Source organism: Aeromonas sp. MdU4, assembly GCF_041929505.1.
In the GTDB taxonomy this organism is placed as follows: Bacteria; Pseudomonadota; Gammaproteobacteria; order Enterobacterales; family Aeromonadaceae; genus Aeromonas.
Genome location: NZ_JBHFMW010000020.1, coordinates 1 through 14416, shown reverse-complemented (window position 1 = coordinate 14416; position 14416 = coordinate 1). Strand labels below are relative to the sequence as shown.

11 protein-coding genes are annotated in these 14416 nt (G+C 59.9%); 5 read left to right on the top strand and 6 right to left on the bottom strand.

Translation table 11 applies throughout. The features are described 5' to 3' along the window. Positions 1–56: 56 nt before the first annotated feature. Positions 57–2534 carry an alpha-glucosidase gene (ygjK, locus tag ACE1BR_RS10155; RefSeq protein ID WP_374869900.1) on the bottom strand — a complete coding sequence of 826 codons (2478 nt, stop codon included), beginning with the start codon at positions 2532–2534 and terminating at the stop codon, positions 57–59. Between the two features lie 297 nt (positions 2535–2831). Continuing rightward, a complete protein-coding gene (locus tag ACE1BR_RS10150; protein WP_374869898.1) occupies positions 2832–4088 on the bottom strand; it encodes an adenylosuccinate synthetase in 1257 nt (418 codons plus the stop codon). 171 nt (positions 4089–4259) lie between these two features. On the opposite strand from ACE1BR_RS10150, the gene ACE1BR_RS10145 reads away from it, so the two are divergent. Then, on the top strand, positions 4260–5174 hold the full coding sequence (locus ACE1BR_RS10145) for a LysR family transcriptional regulator (RefSeq protein ID WP_374869896.1): 915 nt from the start codon (positions 4260–4262) through the stop codon (positions 5172–5174). A gap of 124 nt (positions 5175–5298) precedes the next feature. On the opposite strand, the gene ACE1BR_RS10140 is transcribed toward ACE1BR_RS10145, so the two are convergent. Then, positions 5299–6726, bottom strand: coding sequence for a TAXI family TRAP transporter solute-binding subunit (locus ACE1BR_RS10140; RefSeq protein WP_374869894.1), 1428 nt, complete (start codon positions 6724–6726; stop codon positions 5299–5301). 81 nt (positions 6727–6807) lie between these two features. Next, complete coding sequence (locus tag ACE1BR_RS10135; protein ID WP_374869892.1) at positions 6808–7953, bottom strand: MalY/PatB family protein; 1146 nt, start codon at positions 7951–7953, stop codon at positions 6808–6810. A gap of 192 nt (positions 7954–8145) precedes the next feature. Between ACE1BR_RS10135 and ACE1BR_RS10130 the strand changes: the two genes are divergently transcribed. Further along, positions 8146–9318 carry an MFS transporter gene (locus ACE1BR_RS10130; RefSeq protein ID WP_374869890.1) on the top strand — a complete coding sequence of 391 codons (1173 nt, stop codon included), beginning with the start codon at positions 8146–8148 and terminating at the stop codon, positions 9316–9318. A 6-nt stretch (positions 9319–9324) separates the two neighbouring features. On the opposite strand, the gene ACE1BR_RS10125 is transcribed toward ACE1BR_RS10130, so the two are convergent. Both ACE1BR_RS10125 and ACE1BR_RS10120 read right to left on the bottom strand, forming a co-directional pair. Next, the gene (locus ACE1BR_RS10125) at positions 9325–10224 is read right to left on the bottom strand and encodes a LysR family transcriptional regulator (protein ID WP_374869888.1); all 900 of its coding nucleotides are present in this window, start codon (positions 10222–10224) and stop codon (positions 9325–9327) included. A 174-nt stretch (positions 10225–10398) separates the two neighbouring features. Beyond that, positions 10399–11154, bottom strand: a complete 756-nt coding sequence (locus ACE1BR_RS10120) for a YciK family oxidoreductase (RefSeq protein ID WP_374869886.1) — start codon at positions 11152–11154, stop codon at positions 10399–10401. Positions 11155–11376: 222 nt separating this feature from the next. Between ACE1BR_RS10120 and sohB the strand changes: the two genes are divergently transcribed. The 3 genes from sohB to ACE1BR_RS10105 form a co-directional block, all read left to right on the top strand. Further along, positions 11377–12384, top strand: a complete 1008-nt coding sequence (sohB, locus tag ACE1BR_RS10115) for a protease SohB (RefSeq protein WP_374869884.1) — start codon at positions 11377–11379, stop codon at positions 12382–12384. Between the two features lie 180 nt (positions 12385–12564). Next, complete coding sequence (locus ACE1BR_RS10110) at positions 12565–13785, top strand: MFS transporter (RefSeq protein ID WP_374869883.1); 1221 nt, start codon at positions 12565–12567, stop codon at positions 13783–13785. 148 nt (positions 13786–13933) lie between these two features. Then, positions 13934–14416, top strand: a 483-nt coding sequence (locus ACE1BR_RS10105) for an MFS transporter (RefSeq protein WP_374869881.1), incomplete at its 3' end; no start/stop codon positions are given.

Below are 14416 nucleotides of genomic sequence, written 5' to 3'. Positions count from 1 at the left end.
CATACAACGTTACCTGATGCGTCCAGCTGAAGGCTTGTTGCATCTTGGCCCTGGATTTATTCCTGTGGTTTGAGGAAATTGCGGTAGAGCATGTAGAGGTGTGCCGAGCTCCAGCTGAAGTTGCTGGCTCCTTGCATGGCACCGCTCTCCGGGTTGTAGTTCTCGCGGATCGGGCCGCTGCCCGCCAGCCCCTCGGCGTTGGCAAACAGCTTGTTGACCAGCATCTGGGCATCGCTGCGATAGCCGTAGTTCTCCAGACCCTTTACCCCGAAGTAGAACTGATCCAGCCAGACCCGGCCGCGCCAGTAGATGTCGGGGTCGTAGGCCGGGTTGGTCAGCGCCGCCGTGCCGAGTGGCACTTTGGTGTTGAACTCCTGAGCGTTGAGCATCACCTCGCGCACCCGCGCCGCCTTCTCCTTATCCGCCACCTCGGCCCAGAGCGGGCTCCACCCTTCCGGACCACGACCGCGGGCGGTTAGCAACTTGCCGACGCAGCCGTTGCTGTCGGCCACATCGCCTGTGGCGATCTGACGGTCGTAATAGAAGCCGGAGGCCTCATCAAACATGCAGCTGTTGATGTAGCCAGCGAGCCGGGTGGCGCCATCGCGGTAGCGGCTCGCTTCGTCCGATTTGCCAAGCAGGTCGGCCATATCGGCCAGAATGCGTTTCTCCTTGGCGAGGAAGGCGTTCAGCTCCACCGACTCCTGATCGATGGAGAAGCCGATGAGATCGCCATTGTCCTGATGGTTTTCAAAGAAGAAGACGTTCCAGTCCTGACGCGCCTTGGCCAAATCTCCGCCATAGGTCTTGTCGGCATAGCGTTGCAGCTGGCCCGGTTCGATAAAGCCGAAGCGGGCGGCGTTGTCCATGCCGGACTCCCAGCCTGCGCCGTGCTGGGCACCGATATCCATATCGCTGTAGCCGCCAACGCTCAATACCTGCCGGTAGAGCGACATGCCGCTACAAGCAAACCAGCTTTTAGCCTCGGGGGTGCAGGTGTTTGTCAGGGCTGGCGGGGTGCTGTTGGCGTACTGCACCTTGAAGGTGATATTGCCGTACTCGTCGTTATGTTCGACGTGCTTGGTCGCGCCATATTCGATGATGCCGTTGCGGTTGTTGTCACGTGCCCGATACCACCAGTCGTGATAGGCCTGCAGTTTGGGATACATCTCGGCAATGAATGCCTTGTCCTTGGTGGCGCTGTAGATCTCCCAGATAGCCCAGGCAGAGAGGGGCGGCTTGGTGTCGCGCTCGTTCCAGTTGCCGCCATCACCACCGCGATCCCCCTGCTTGTTGTAGAAGACAGCATCGATCACCATGCCAGCATCCTGTGGACGGACCGGGTCATCGGCCTGGATCTGATAGTCATACATGGCGCGTACGTTGTTTTTGGCCACTTCCGGATTGAAATGAGCCATGGCGTAGGCGTGCTTCCAGCTGTCCCAGGCCCAGACGCCATCAAACCAGCGAGCGGTATTGGAAGGGGTCACCCCGTCGTGCAGAATGGCGCCCGCTGGTGAGCGCCAGTTGCCGTTGAGGGTCTCCATCGCTTTGACCGCGATGCGTCGTTCCGATTCCGGGATCCCCTTATTGGAGAGTCCATCGGCAAGGTAGCCTTCCCAGCGGCGTACGGAGTCGGCAAAGTAGGTCGCCGGGTTGGCCAGCAGGGCCTGGCGGCTCTGCTGGTAGCGGCTGGCATCCTCGGCGGAGTGGAGGTAGCTCTGCAGGGTATAGATATCCTCGCTCCCCTTGGCCGCCAGCTGGATGGTGGCTTCGCTTTGGTAGCCCAGTGCCTTTTCGTCCAGGGTGGTGCGGCTTGGCAGGGTCCGCTCGATGCGGTAGCGAGCGCTGCCGCTCTGCATGATGTTCCAGGTACTGCGCAGCTTGCCGAATTGAAACTCGACTCCCTGATCGTTTTGGCTGATGGTGCGGGTCCAGTCGGGATATTGATCGGCGATCGTACTCTTGGTATCCCACTGGTTGAGCAGTTCCCCTTGCCAGTTGAGGTTGAGGGTGAGCGGCGCATCGGTCTGGTTGACGAGCCGAGTGCGGATAAGCGCCGTGCGGGCATCGCCGTAGCGCAGCTCCAGCTCCAGCGTGAACGGCTCGAACTCGAAGCGCTGTACCAGTGCGCCCGGTATCGCGTACACCTCCTGCTTGTTGGCGCTGGTGAGCGGGAAAGCCCGACCGTTCGCATCGCTCAGGGTGAGTTTGTCCAACTCGCTGGCGAAGAAGAGGCTGTACTCCTCCGAGATGACCATGGGGCCGGTGAATCCCCCCCACTCCTTGTCGCTGGCTGGCAGCAGGAAGCCGTGCCAGGCGCCCAGATCGAGCAGCGGGTTGTATTTGAGGTTGGAGTAGCTGTCAAAGTCGCGGAATTGGGTCGGTGTTCCCCGGCGGTCGATCACGTCTTTGTACTGGATCGCCTGTTCCGGCCTTGCTGCCGTAGTGGCATCGCTTTCGTTGTCATTACAGGCGGTCAGGCCAAACAGGGCTGTACCAAGGGCAAGGGAAAGTAAACTTTTACGAAACATGTTCGCTCCAATTCCATTTTTGTAGGTTAAAAAGAGGCGCTTATTACGCGTATTTTTAGTGAAAGCGTTTGCTTGGCCATTGTATGGCATCGGGAATGGGCGGCGCTGGGGCGAGATCACACTATGAAGAGGGGGTGATGTGAGCGGGATCACCGGGTTACATCAGGTTACACAAGATTTATATTTAGTAATGTTTTACTTGAGGTTGACCAGCCAATCTGGCGATTCTTTATATTGCGGGCAATAAAAAACCGGCATCATTGATGCCGGTTTTTGTTTGACGATGAGAGGTGCGGCTTAGCGCAGGATCATCTCGTCACGGCCCGGGCCGACGGAAACCATCGGAACCGGTACGCCGAGCAGCTCTTCGATGCGCAGCACGTACTGCTGGGCAGCGCGCGGCAGCTCTTCGAAGGTGCGGCAGCCAGTGATGTCTTCGCTCCAGCTCTCCATCACTTCGTAGACCGGCTTCAGACCGGCAGTTTGCGGCCAAATCGGGTTCTCGGTGTGGGCACCTTCGTAAGCCACGCAGATTTTCAGATCCGGCAGACCGGTCAGGCAGTCCAGCTTGGTCAGGGCAACTTCGTTGGCCGCTTGCAGCTCGACACCGTTCTTGGTGGCAACGGCATCAAAGTAACCTACGTCACGGGGACGACCGGTGGTGGCGCCGAACTCGTTGGCGATCTTGCGGAATTCGTCCTGATTTTCCATGGCAGTCAGCAGGGTGCCGGTACCGACGGAGGTGCTGAACGCCTTGGCGACAGCGATGATGCGCTCCGGACGCAGGCCCGGCAGGCCGCCACCGATGCCGGCGTAGGCACCAGAGACGTGAGAGGAGGTGACCCAGGGGTATTCGCCATAGATCAGGTCACGGCCAGCACCCAGTTGCGCTTCGAACAGCAGGGTCTTGCCTTCAGCCTGCAGCGCTTTGAGCGGCATGCTGACGTTGCAAACGGAGTCGATCCACGGTGCAGAGACTTCCAGCAGCCAGTCGGCCATCTCCTGGGCAGTCTGGGCGAATTCGAAGGAGGGATACAGCGCCTTCATCTGCGGCAGTTTCCAGTCCAGCATGAACTGGATGCGCTCGACCAGCACGTCCGGCTGTTTCAGCCAGCCGACCAGGATCGCTTTCTTCATCACGCGATCGCCGTAGGCGGGAGCGATGCCCTGACGGGTGGAGCCATAGGCGCCGTCACCCAGACGTTGTTCTTCCAGGGTATCTTCCAGTGCGTGCAGCGGCAGGCAGAGGGTTGCGCGGTCAGAGATGGCCAGCTTCGGAGTCACGCCGGAGGCTTTGACTTCATCCAGTTCGACGGTCAGTTTCTCGGGGCTGATCACCATGCCCGGGCCGAGGACAACCAGGCAATCCGGGTTGAAGACACCGCTCGGAACCTGATGCAGCTTGAAGGTGCCAAGATCGTTGACCACGGTGTGGCCAGCGTTGTTGCCGCCCTGGAAGCGAATGCTGGCGCCAGCTTGACCTGCCAGATAATCAACGATGCGGCCTTTGCCTTCATCACCCCAGTTAGCACCTACGACTACGATAGACGACATGACTCTTTCTCCTAAGACGTTAGGCGTCCATCCTAGGAGTCTGCTGCGGATTAGAAAAATTAATTATCTTTATAATTCCGATAAGAGAAACATATAATCGTGGCCAATTAAGCGACAAGTCGCCCGATTTTACCGTGCAGCCCCGCACCAATAGCGGGTTGAGGGACTCTTATGCTGGATATTCACTGGCTGCAAACCTTTGTCACCCTGGCCAGATTGCAACATTTTGGCCAGACCGCCACCGAGCTGCACATGACCCAGCCCAATGTCAGCTTGCATATCAAGCGGTTGGAGCAGGCGACCCGGGTGCGGCTGATCGAGCGCAGCCCGTTTCGCCTGACTCAGGCGGGGGAGCGGCTGCTGCAAAGTGCCGAGCGCACCATCGCCGAGTTGCAGCTCTGTCAGTCCGATCTCAATGCACTCAACCAGCTCAGTCAGGGCACCCTGGCTATTGCCGCCAGCGACATCATCTCGCGCCTGCTGCTGATCCAGCCGTTTCAGCGCTTCAAGCGGGAGTTCCCCGGCATCGATCTCACTCTGTTCAACACCACTTCGGATCAGGCCGCAGAGCTGGTCAAGGCGGGCAGGGCTGATCTGGGCTTCGTGATGGCGCAAAAACGCAGCGAGCCGCTCTTTTATACCGAGTTGCAGCAGGTGACCTGGTGTGCGCTCGGTCATGGCCTCGCCCGCTGGCAGGCGCGGGCGGTGGCGGGAGAGAGCGATCCCCTCGACGAACCGACCCTGATCCTGCTGGGCCATGACACTCGCACTCGGGCGCTCATCGACCCTTCTCTGCCGCTGTTGACATTGCCCCCTTATCGCATCATGGAGGTGGGCAGTGTCGATGCCCAGCTGGATTGGGCCGAGGCGGGCTTTGGCGTTGCCATCGTGCCGGATTTCTCCCTGCATCCGCGCCTCAATCTCACCGCGCCGGTCACCAGCCTGAGCGATTTTCCCTGCACCAGCCTGGGTTATGTAGTGCGCCAGAATCAGGTGCTGTCGCGGGCTATCAAGCAGTTGCTGCACTGGGTGGAGGAGGAGATCCAGAAACCCAATCCCTATCTGACCAGAGGGCTGGAGCCGTAGCCGGGTGGCAAGGTGAGCAGGCCAATCAAGGTGATTGCGCCACCATCAGTTGCGCCACTATCGAACGCACGTAAACAATCAGGGCAGCCGAGGCTGCCCTGATGCATTTGTTGGTGCTGATCACTCAGGGTTGCAGCGGCGTGGCTGCGCTGGTGGCGGGTAATAGAGCCGTGTCGGCTTTATCCTGCTGTGGGGTTTCGCCTGTCGCCGCGTTGCTGGCAGGGAGGGGCTTCTGCTCTTGTGGCTCGCTGGCCGCAGAGGCGGTCTGCGGCAATTGAGTCGAGAGTGCTGCCGATGGTGCAGGAGCCGTTGACGCCGCGGAAGAGGCAGAGGGGGCTATGCTGGCCTCACTCTCAACCTCGGTAGATGGCGCAATCACCTCAGGGGTGACCTCAAGAGAGGCTTCGGGTAAGGGGGTTGCCTCTGGCGTTATCGCCGCACTGCTGGTCGCGGTGGCATCGGAGGGGGCTGCGGGAAGTATTGTCGTCCCGGTGGCGGCACTCACCTGCGCCGCTGTTGGTGCCGCATCTGAGGTCGATGGCTCCGGAGCTAACTGCTCTGGCGTCAATTGTTCCGGCGTTAACTGCTCGGGGGTCAGTGGCAACGGCTCTGGTGGCTGATCCGACATGCCCGGATGCAGAGGCAGCTCGGTTTGGGCTTGTAACTGCTCGGGAGTCACTTTGCTCAGGGCCGGATGCAACCGACTGAACTGCTTGACCCTGGCCAGCAGGGTGTCGCGCACGGTTCGCACTATGGGGTCCGGCAGGCTGGCCAGCGCCACCAGTTCGGCACTCATCCCGATATTGTTGATGGCGGTGAGTTGACCCGGATAGAGGTTGGCAGCGATGCGGCTGCGCTGATAGTAGGGGTGTTGCTTGAGCAGCTTGTCGACCTGCTCCCCTTCGATGGGGATAAGGCGTACCTTGCAGCGGCTAATCAAATCGCCAATGGATAAGCTGGGGTGTCCCTCGACGACGAAGGCTGCATCCAGAGAGCCATCACACAGTCCCTCCAGCGGTGTAGCGGGTGATTTGAGCTGGTAGGCTTTAAATTGTCCGGGCTGCCACCCCATGGCCGCCATCAGGGCCTGGCTGGTGGTCCTTTCACCCGTGCCGGGGTTGCCCGGATAGACCCGCTTCCCTTCGATATCCGCCAGCGTAGTGATGCCGCTATCGGGGGCGGCCAACAGGGTTAGCGACTCCTGATAGAGACGAAACAGGCTGCGCAGCTGGTGGTTGGCCCCTTGCCCGCTGAAGGGGCCGGTGCCATGCAGGGTGTGATGCAGTACATCGGACTGCACCAGCGCCAGCTGTACCTCGCCCTTGTTCAACGCCTTGAGATTGGCCATCGAGCCACGGGTACTCTGGACGGTGCAGCTGTCGCCATGCAGGGCATGGTCGGTATTGAGCACCCGGCAGATGGCGCCTCCGGTGGGGTAGTAGACGCCATTAAGCGGGCCCGTACCTATGGTCAGTGCCTGGCTGCTGCCAGGGTGCAGGGCAGATAGCGCACAGAGAGGGAGCAGAAGGTGACGCAAAATCCGTAGAGACATAATTGACCGTTGCCTGGGTTGACCGCTGGCTGATGACGCCGGGTAAAAGGGATGGGAGTTGCCCATCCCGCTGTTGTCTGGTTAGGGCTTGCTGTGGCTGAGGATCGCCCGCTCCATCCGTGCCAGTGCTTCGGCAAGGCGAGCCCGGGTGCAGCCAAAGTTGAGCCGCACAAACTGGCCATTGCCAAACTGGGCCCCCGCTGAGAGGCCGACCCCGGCCTGTTCAAAGAAGGCGACCGGATCGGCAAGATCAAGGGCGCTTACATCGATCCAGGCGAGATAGGTGGCCTGATGGCTGGCCAGTTTGACGCCGGGCCAACGGGCAACCGCTTGCTGGATCAGGGCCAGGTTGGCCGTCAGATAGTCGAGTTGCTCGCAAAGCCACTGTTCGCCACCCTCGTAGGCCGCTTCGGCGGCCACGAAGCCCAGCAGGTTAACGTCCGCGCTGATGCCACGCATTGCCTGCTGCAAGCGGAAGCGCAGACGGGCGTTGGGCACCACGGCAAAGGAGCAGCAGAGACCTGCAATATTGAAGGTTTTGCTCGGGGCCATCATCACTGCGCAGCGCTCGGCCGCTTCCGGACTGATGGCGGCATAGGGGATGTGGCGGGCGTTTTTATCCAGCAGCAGATCGCAGTGGATTTCATCGGAGCAGATCACCAGATTGTGGCGGGCGGCGATAGCGTCTATGGCCAGCAGCTCGTCACGGGTGAAGATGGTGCCGCCCGGGTTGTGAGGGTTGCAGAGCAGCAGCAGATCCGCCGAGGGGGCTTGCCGCTCCAGCTCTGCCAGATCCAGCACCCAGCGCCCCTCTTTTTCAATCATGGGGACGGTAAGCAGTGGGCGGTCGTTGAAACCGGGGGCCAGCAGGAAGGGGTAGTAGACAGGCTTGGGAGTGATGATACCGCGGCCTTGCTGACTCCACGCCTTGCAGGCGAGGTTGAGCCCCGGCACCACGCCGGGCAGGAAGACCAACCACTCCGGCTGGATGGTCCAGCCATAGCGGGCAGCCATCCGTTCGATAATGAGTTCGATCAGGCGGGGCGAGGGGCGTGAATAGCCGAAAATGCCGTGGGCGACCCGCTGGGTGAGCGCCTCAATCACGGATGGTGGAGAGACAAAGTCGGTATCAGCAACCCACATGGGCAGCACGTCCTGACCCTTGTACTTGTCCCATTTCAGGCTCATGGTGCCACTGCGGTCTATTTCCCGATCAAAATCAAACATGCGAACTCCTTGTGCTGGCCGAATGGGCTTTCACTCTACGGGGTCGCGGCCTCCCTCGCAAGGCGCATGCCCTCTCATATCACCTGATGCAATCCTTGAGCCTGATCTTGATATTGGCATAAGATAAATGCCGCTATTTTATACGGTTGCCGCGCGTTGGCCCGTACTTCCCTCCCAATCAGTGGTAACCCTATGAGCTTGTCGATAACGGCGATCAAACGCCCGGACCCTGTTTCTCTTTCGTTTTTGGCCGTGACCTTTATGACCGGGGTTGCGGTTGCGCTGCAGGTGCCAACCTTGAGCCTGTTTCTGGCCGAAGAGGTGCAGGTGCGCCCTTTTCTGGTCGGGCTTTTCTATACCATCAACGCGGTAGTGGGCATTCTGGTCAGCCAGTGGCTGGGCCATCGCTCCGACAATAAAGGGGAGCGCAAGCGGCTGATCCTGCGCTGCTGCTTTGCCGGTGTGGCACTCTCGCTGCTGTTTGCCTGGAACCGCAACTACTGGCTGCTGGCAAGTCTGGGGGTCATGCTGGCGGCGCTGGCCGCCACTGCCAGCCCCCAGCTGTTTGCGCTGGCGCGGGAGTACTCCGACATCCGCAACAAGCGGGCGGATATGTTCAGCTCGGTGATGCGGGCCCAGTTTTCGCTGGCCTGGGTCATCGGCCCGCCCATCGCCTTCGCACTGGCCATCGGCTATGGCTTCGAACTGATGTATCTCGCCTCCGCGCTAGCCTATTTGCTGTGCGCCTTTGTCGTGTGGCGCTGGTTGCCTTCCCTGCCGCTACCCACCCTGGCCGAGGAGGTTGAGCGGGTCAGCAGTTGGCGGGATCCGGCGGTACGGGCGCTCTTTATCGCCTCCACCCTGATGTGGACCTGCAACAGCATGTATCTCATCAATATGCCGCTCTATATCACCCGTGAGCTGGGGATGGACGAGAAGCTTGCCGGTATCTTGATGGGGACGGCGGCCGCTCTCGAGATCCCCTTCATGCTGCTGGCGGGTTACTACACGGCTCGCTTTGGCAAGCGCCCCATGATGTTGCTGGCTGTACTGGCCGGAGCCGCTTTTTACACCGGTCTGGTGACGCTCACCGATCAATACGCCCTGATCTCCCTGCAACTGTTCAACGCCATCTTCATCGGTATCGTGGCGGGGATTGGCATGTCCTACTTCCAGGATCTGATGCCGGGGCGGGCAGGGGTGGCGACCACCCTGTTTGCCAACAGTATCCGCACCGGCTCCATCATGGCGGGGGCGATTGCCGGTGTGGTGGCCGAGGTGTGGAGTTTCCACGGGGTCTTTATGGTGGCGCTGGTCTTGGCGCTGGTGGCTCTGGCGGCCTGCTGGCGGGTGCCCAACGTCTGACGGGGGTTACTTCTCTGGTCGGGACTGTGGCTGCTCGCCCTGATACTCGTTGCGCAGGCAGCGCAGCAGCAGTTCGGTCGCGGGGCCCAGTGCTTCGGCGGAAAGGGTCAGCAGATAGGTATAGAGGTGGCGCTCGTTGCCGCTCTCCAGATCCAGCTGTACCAGCGAGCCCTCTGCCATATCCCGCGCCACCAGATGGCGTGGCAGCCAGGCATAGCCGAGGCCGAGGTGCAGCATGGCAATTACCTCGTGATAGTGGGTGGCCTTCCAGCCGGTGTCATCCGCATCGTTCCAGTCCACCGAGCGGTGAATGGGGGGATGCAGGCTGAGCTGGTTGTAACTGGCCAACTTATCGTTGCTGATCCCGTTCCCTGCTTTTGCCAGCGGATGGCTTGCCGCACACAGGGGGAGCAGACACACCTCGTCCAGCAACAGGCCGGTGCGATCACCGGGCAGGTGTTCGGAGAGCATCAGATCCCCCGGCTGCAGGGCGTTGAAATGGCAGTGAATGCGTTCGTGCAGGTTAACCCGGCAACCCCGACTGCGGGGATAGAAGTGGGCCAGCGCCCGGTAGAGACGATCTCTTGGCTGCAACGCCGAGACATAGAGGTTGATCTGCGGCTCCCACTGTCGCTCCAGGTTGTTGGCCAGATTCTCCAGCTCTTCTACTTGCTGGCTCAACTGGCGAGCCCGCTTGAGGAATATCTCTCCTGCCGGGGTCAGCACCGCCTTGCGGCCACGCACCTCCAGCAAGGGGACCCCCAGACTCTGCTGTAACTTCGCAACCGCATGATTGAGGGAGGACTGGCTCTTGTTCAGTGCTTCTGCCGCCTGGGCGTAGCCGCCACAGTCGACCACCGCCTGAAAGATCCGCCATTGCTCAAACGTGCTTTTGGGACGAAACATAGTTCAACCTGATTGGAGATAGGGGTCAGGGGTTCGAACAGGGAGCATCAGCTCCCTATTCAATTTAACCCCTGTCGCACAATACTCTGGTTATTTTGTTGATTTATTTGGGGTGGGCCACGTTCCGGTTTATGTCGGCTCTCCCCAGTTACCTCTGTTGGCTGTGCCGTTTGTCTATTTTGGCTGGGCCACAAAGGTCTGACCGGTTTTGCCGCGGCTGTCAGGCCCCATCAGGTAAAGGTAGAGCGGCATCAAATCGGCCGGGGTCTTGAGGTTCATGGGATCTTCCGCCGGGAAGGCGCTGGCCCGCATCTTGGTACGGGTGCCACCCGGGTTGAGGGTATTGACCCGCACGCCGGTATTCTCCAGCTCGTCGGCCAGCACTTCCATCATCCCCTCGATGGCGAATTTGGAGATGGCATAAGTACCCCAGTAGGCGCGCCCCTTGCGCCCCACGCTGGAGGAGGTATAGACGATGGAGGCATCGCCCTGCTCCTTGGCGTTCTGGCGAATGAGTGGCAGCAGCGCCTGGGTCAGCAGGAATTCCGATTTGACGTTGACCTGCATCACCTCGTCCCACTCCTTCTCCTGAATGTGTTCAAACGGGGAGAGCGTTCCGAGCAGACCAGCGTTGAACAGCACGCCGTCGAGGCGGCCAAACTGCTGAGCAAAGGTGTCGGCCATGCCGCGGTAGTGGGCGGCGGTGGCCCCTTTAAGATCCACCGGCACGATGGCGGGCAGCGGATAACCTGCCGCTTCAATCTGGTCATACACGGCTTCGAGTTTGGCGCTGGTGCGGCCGAGCAGGATCACGGTGGCACCGTGGGCGGCGTAGGTGAGGGCGGCTTCACGACCGATCCCGTCGCCAGCACCGGTGACCAGAATGACTTTATCCTTGAGCAGATCGCTTGGTGCCTGATAATCGAGCATGACAACTCCTGTTAACAAATTCTGGCCATAAGTGCATGGCAATCGGCGCCAAGTGTACTGATCCGTGCGCCAGTTTGGCCAGCCAGCGGCAAGAAAAATGTGAAGAAAATAGAGAGATTGTGATGGTCAGGTTGGTTTTTCCGGGCGCTGGCTGCGATTTTTTGCGCACATACGCCAAACTCCCTAGAATGTGACGAAAACCGATCCATTGTGGAGTCCATCGTGACATTTCTGACCGAATATGGCCTGTTTCTGGCCAAGACCGTGACCTTCCTGCTGGCCATCGGCGCCATCATCCTGGTGATCGTCAGCAGCCGCCAGCCGAAGGCCCGCAAGGGTGAGCTGGTGGTGACCGATCTCTCGAGCGAGCTGGAGCAGGGGCAGTTCCGGCTCAAGAGCACGCTGGCCAGCAAGGTGGAGCGCAAGCAGCTGGAAAAGCAGCAGAAAGAGGAGCAGAAAAAGCGTGCCAAGGCGGGTGATGAGCGTAGTCGCCTGTTTGTGCTCGATTTCAACGGCAGCATGGATGCCAAAGAGGTTGCCTCCCTGCGCGAAGAGGTCAGCGCGGTGATCGGCGTGGCCCAACCTGGTGACGAGGTGCTGCTGCGCCTCGAATCCGGTGGCGGCGTGGTACATGGCTATGGCCTGGCGGCCTCCCAGTTGCAGCGGTTGCGCGACAAGGGGATCAAGCTCACCGTGGCCATCGACAAGGTGGCTGCCAGTGGCGGCTATATGATGGCGTGTGTGGCAGATCAGATCCTGGCTGCTCCCTTTGCCATCGTCGGCTCCATCGGGGTCATTGCCCAGTTGCCGAACTTCAACAAGCTGCTGAAAAAGCATGACATTGAGTTCGAGATGCACACCGCTGGTCAATACAAGCGCACCATCACCATGTTTGGCGAGAACGACGATCTGGGCCGTGAGAAGTTTCGCGAGGAGTTGGCGGCGATCCACGAGCGGTTCAAGGGGTTCGTAGCCGAGCACAGACCGCAACTCGATATTGATCAGGTCACGACCGGCGAGCACTGGCTGGCGAGCCAGGCCAAGGGATTGGGTCTGGTGGATACCCTCTGTACCAGCGATGACTATCTGCTGGCACAGGCCAGCCACCACAAGGTGGTCGGTATCAGCTATCGCAAACCCAAAAGCCTGACCCAGAAGCTGGGACAGCAGGGTGCTCAGGCGCTGGAGGCCGGGCTGGGTCGTCTGTGGCAACAGAGCCCGTGGCGCTGAACATTTACCCGTAACGGGTGTAATACGCGTGAGCGAGGCCAGTCGGGGTAACCCGGCTGGCTTTTTTGCATCCCGTTGTGTCTCAATGGCGAACGAGCATTGTTTCTATTGAAGCCCTCTGTTACAACAGAAGGCTTCCCCTTATTTATTGTTGGCCCCATCGGGTCTCGGAGCATGCCGATGCCATGGAGCACTTTCAGGCAATTTACCCCGCTGGTCTGGACCGTCATTTTGGGTACCTTTATGGTGCGTACCAGTTACTACATGGTATGGCCGTTTCTCTCCATTCTGCTCTATCGGGAGTACGCCCTCTCGGCGAGTCTTATAGGCCTGCTGCTGGGGAGCTCGATGGCCCTCTCCACGCTGGTGAGCTTCTATGGCGGTTGGCTATCTGATCGTTTCGGGCGGCGCAATATTCTGCTGGCGGGTTGTCTGGTCGCCATGCTCTGTTTCGGTCTGCTCGGCTTCTCCCACACCGTGTTGTGGCTTGGGGTCGGGGTGATGGGGAGTGGCCTCTCGTCGGGGCTCATTGATGCTCCCGGCAAGGCGTTGATGGCCGACAGTCTGGATTCGGCCAAGGCGCGAGAGTTGGCACTGCATCTGCGTTATTTCCTGCTCAATCTTGGCGCTGCGCTGGGGCCGTTGCTCGGGGTGACGCTGGGGATCAATGCCCAGCAGGAGACCTTCCTGTTTCTGGTGGTGAGTTATCTGTTGCTGGGAGTGGCTTTTGGCTGGGGATTTCGCCAGGCTGGCCACAGTGGCAAGCCGGGTGCGGCGGGGCCAGGGCTGCGGGATGCCATCAAGGTATTGCTGGCAGATCGGGCTTTTCTGCTGCTGGTGATGGCCAACCTCTTGATGGTGCTGATTTACTCCCAGTTTCACTCACCGCTGGTGCAGTATCTGACCCGGGCCGGTATGCCGCAGGTGGCAGAGTTGATCGCCCTGCTGGTGGCGACCAATGCGCTGACTGTGGTGCTGCTGCAGTTTCCGTTGCTGCGGTTGTTATCGCGTTGGCCGGTGCGGGTGCGGCTCCATATCGGTATGGCACTCTTTCTGGCGGCCCAGTTGTTGTTTGCCGCAGGGGATCCACATGTGCGCAGCCACTGGTTTGCCGCCGTGGTGCTGCTCAGTATCGGCGAGACCATCCTCTTTCCACTGCTCAACGTGTTGATCGACCAGATGGCACCGTCTCATCTCAAGGGCAGCTACTTTGGTGCCAGTGCACTGGCGGGGCTGGGGGGCGCGGCAGGAGCGCTGCTGGGGGGCTGGATCATCGAGCGGTGGAGTGGGTCATGGCTCTATATGCTGATGGCCGTACTCTGTGTGGTCACCTTCTCGCTGTATGAATCTGGTTCCCGTTATCGTACACGACACAAGGAAGAGACTGGCAAGGTGGTGTGAGCACCTTCCGTTCCTGTAATAGCGACCTGCCAGATGCCGGAGATGGTTTCCTCTTGGCGATAAGAGCTGCTCCTATTGAGACTCTTTTTGGTGCGGTTTGCCCCTCTATATCACTTATAAACTGGCCCAGGTGCCACGGAGCTTTGTTATGCCATGGAATACCCTCAGGCAATTTCCCCTTCTGGTCTGGATCGTCATTCTGGGGACTTTTATGGTGCGAACCAGTTTTTTCATGGTCTGGCCTTTCCTTTCCATCCTGTTGTATCGGGAGTATGACCTCTCCGCCTCCGGTATCGGGATGCTGCTCGGGGTGGCGGCTGTGCTCTCCTGCCTTATCGGCTTCTACGTGGGGTGGCTCTCCGACAAGATCGGCAGACGCGCCATACTGCTGCTCGGCTGTCTCTTGTCGTGTGGTGCTTATCTGCTGCTTGGCTTGGGTCACTCCCTCTGGCTTATCGCCTTGGGGGTGTTCGGCTCTGGCCTTTCCTACGCCTTTATCGATATCCCGGGCAAGGCGTTGATGGGGGATCTGCTGCCTGAGAAGGAGGCGCGGGAACTGGCCCAGCACCTGCGCTACTTTCTGCTCAACGTGGGGGCAGGGGTGGGTCCACTGATTGGGGTGATGGTGGGG

Coding starts and splice junctions, on each gene's coding strand:
- ygjK (WP_374869900.1), bottom strand. CDS start 2,534: ATGTTTCGTAAAAGTTTACTTTCCCTTGCCCTTGGTACAGCCCTGTTT.
- ACE1BR_RS10150 (WP_374869898.1), bottom strand. CDS start 4,088: ATGTCGTCTATCGTAGTCGTAGGTGCTAACTGGGGTGATGAAGGCAAA.
- ACE1BR_RS10145 (WP_374869896.1), top strand. CDS start 4,260: ATGCTGGATATTCACTGGCTGCAAACCTTTGTCACCCTGGCCAGATTG.
- ACE1BR_RS10140 (WP_374869894.1), bottom strand. CDS start 6,726: ATGTCTCTACGGATTTTGCGTCACCTTCTGCTCCCTCTCTGTGCGCTA.
- ACE1BR_RS10135 (WP_374869892.1), bottom strand. CDS start 7,953: ATGTTTGATTTTGATCGGGAAATAGACCGCAGTGGCACCATGAGCCTG.
- ACE1BR_RS10130 (WP_374869890.1), top strand. CDS start 8,146: ATGAGCTTGTCGATAACGGCGATCAAACGCCCGGACCCTGTTTCTCTT.
- ACE1BR_RS10125 (WP_374869888.1), bottom strand. CDS start 10,224: ATGTTTCGTCCCAAAAGCACGTTTGAGCAATGGCGGATCTTTCAGGCG.
- ACE1BR_RS10120 (WP_374869886.1), bottom strand. CDS start 11,154: ATGCTCGATTATCAGGCACCAAGCGATCTGCTCAAGGATAAAGTCATT.
- ACE1BR_RS10110 (WP_374869883.1), top strand. CDS start 12,565: ATGCCATGGAGCACTTTCAGGCAATTTACCCCGCTGGTCTGGACCGTC.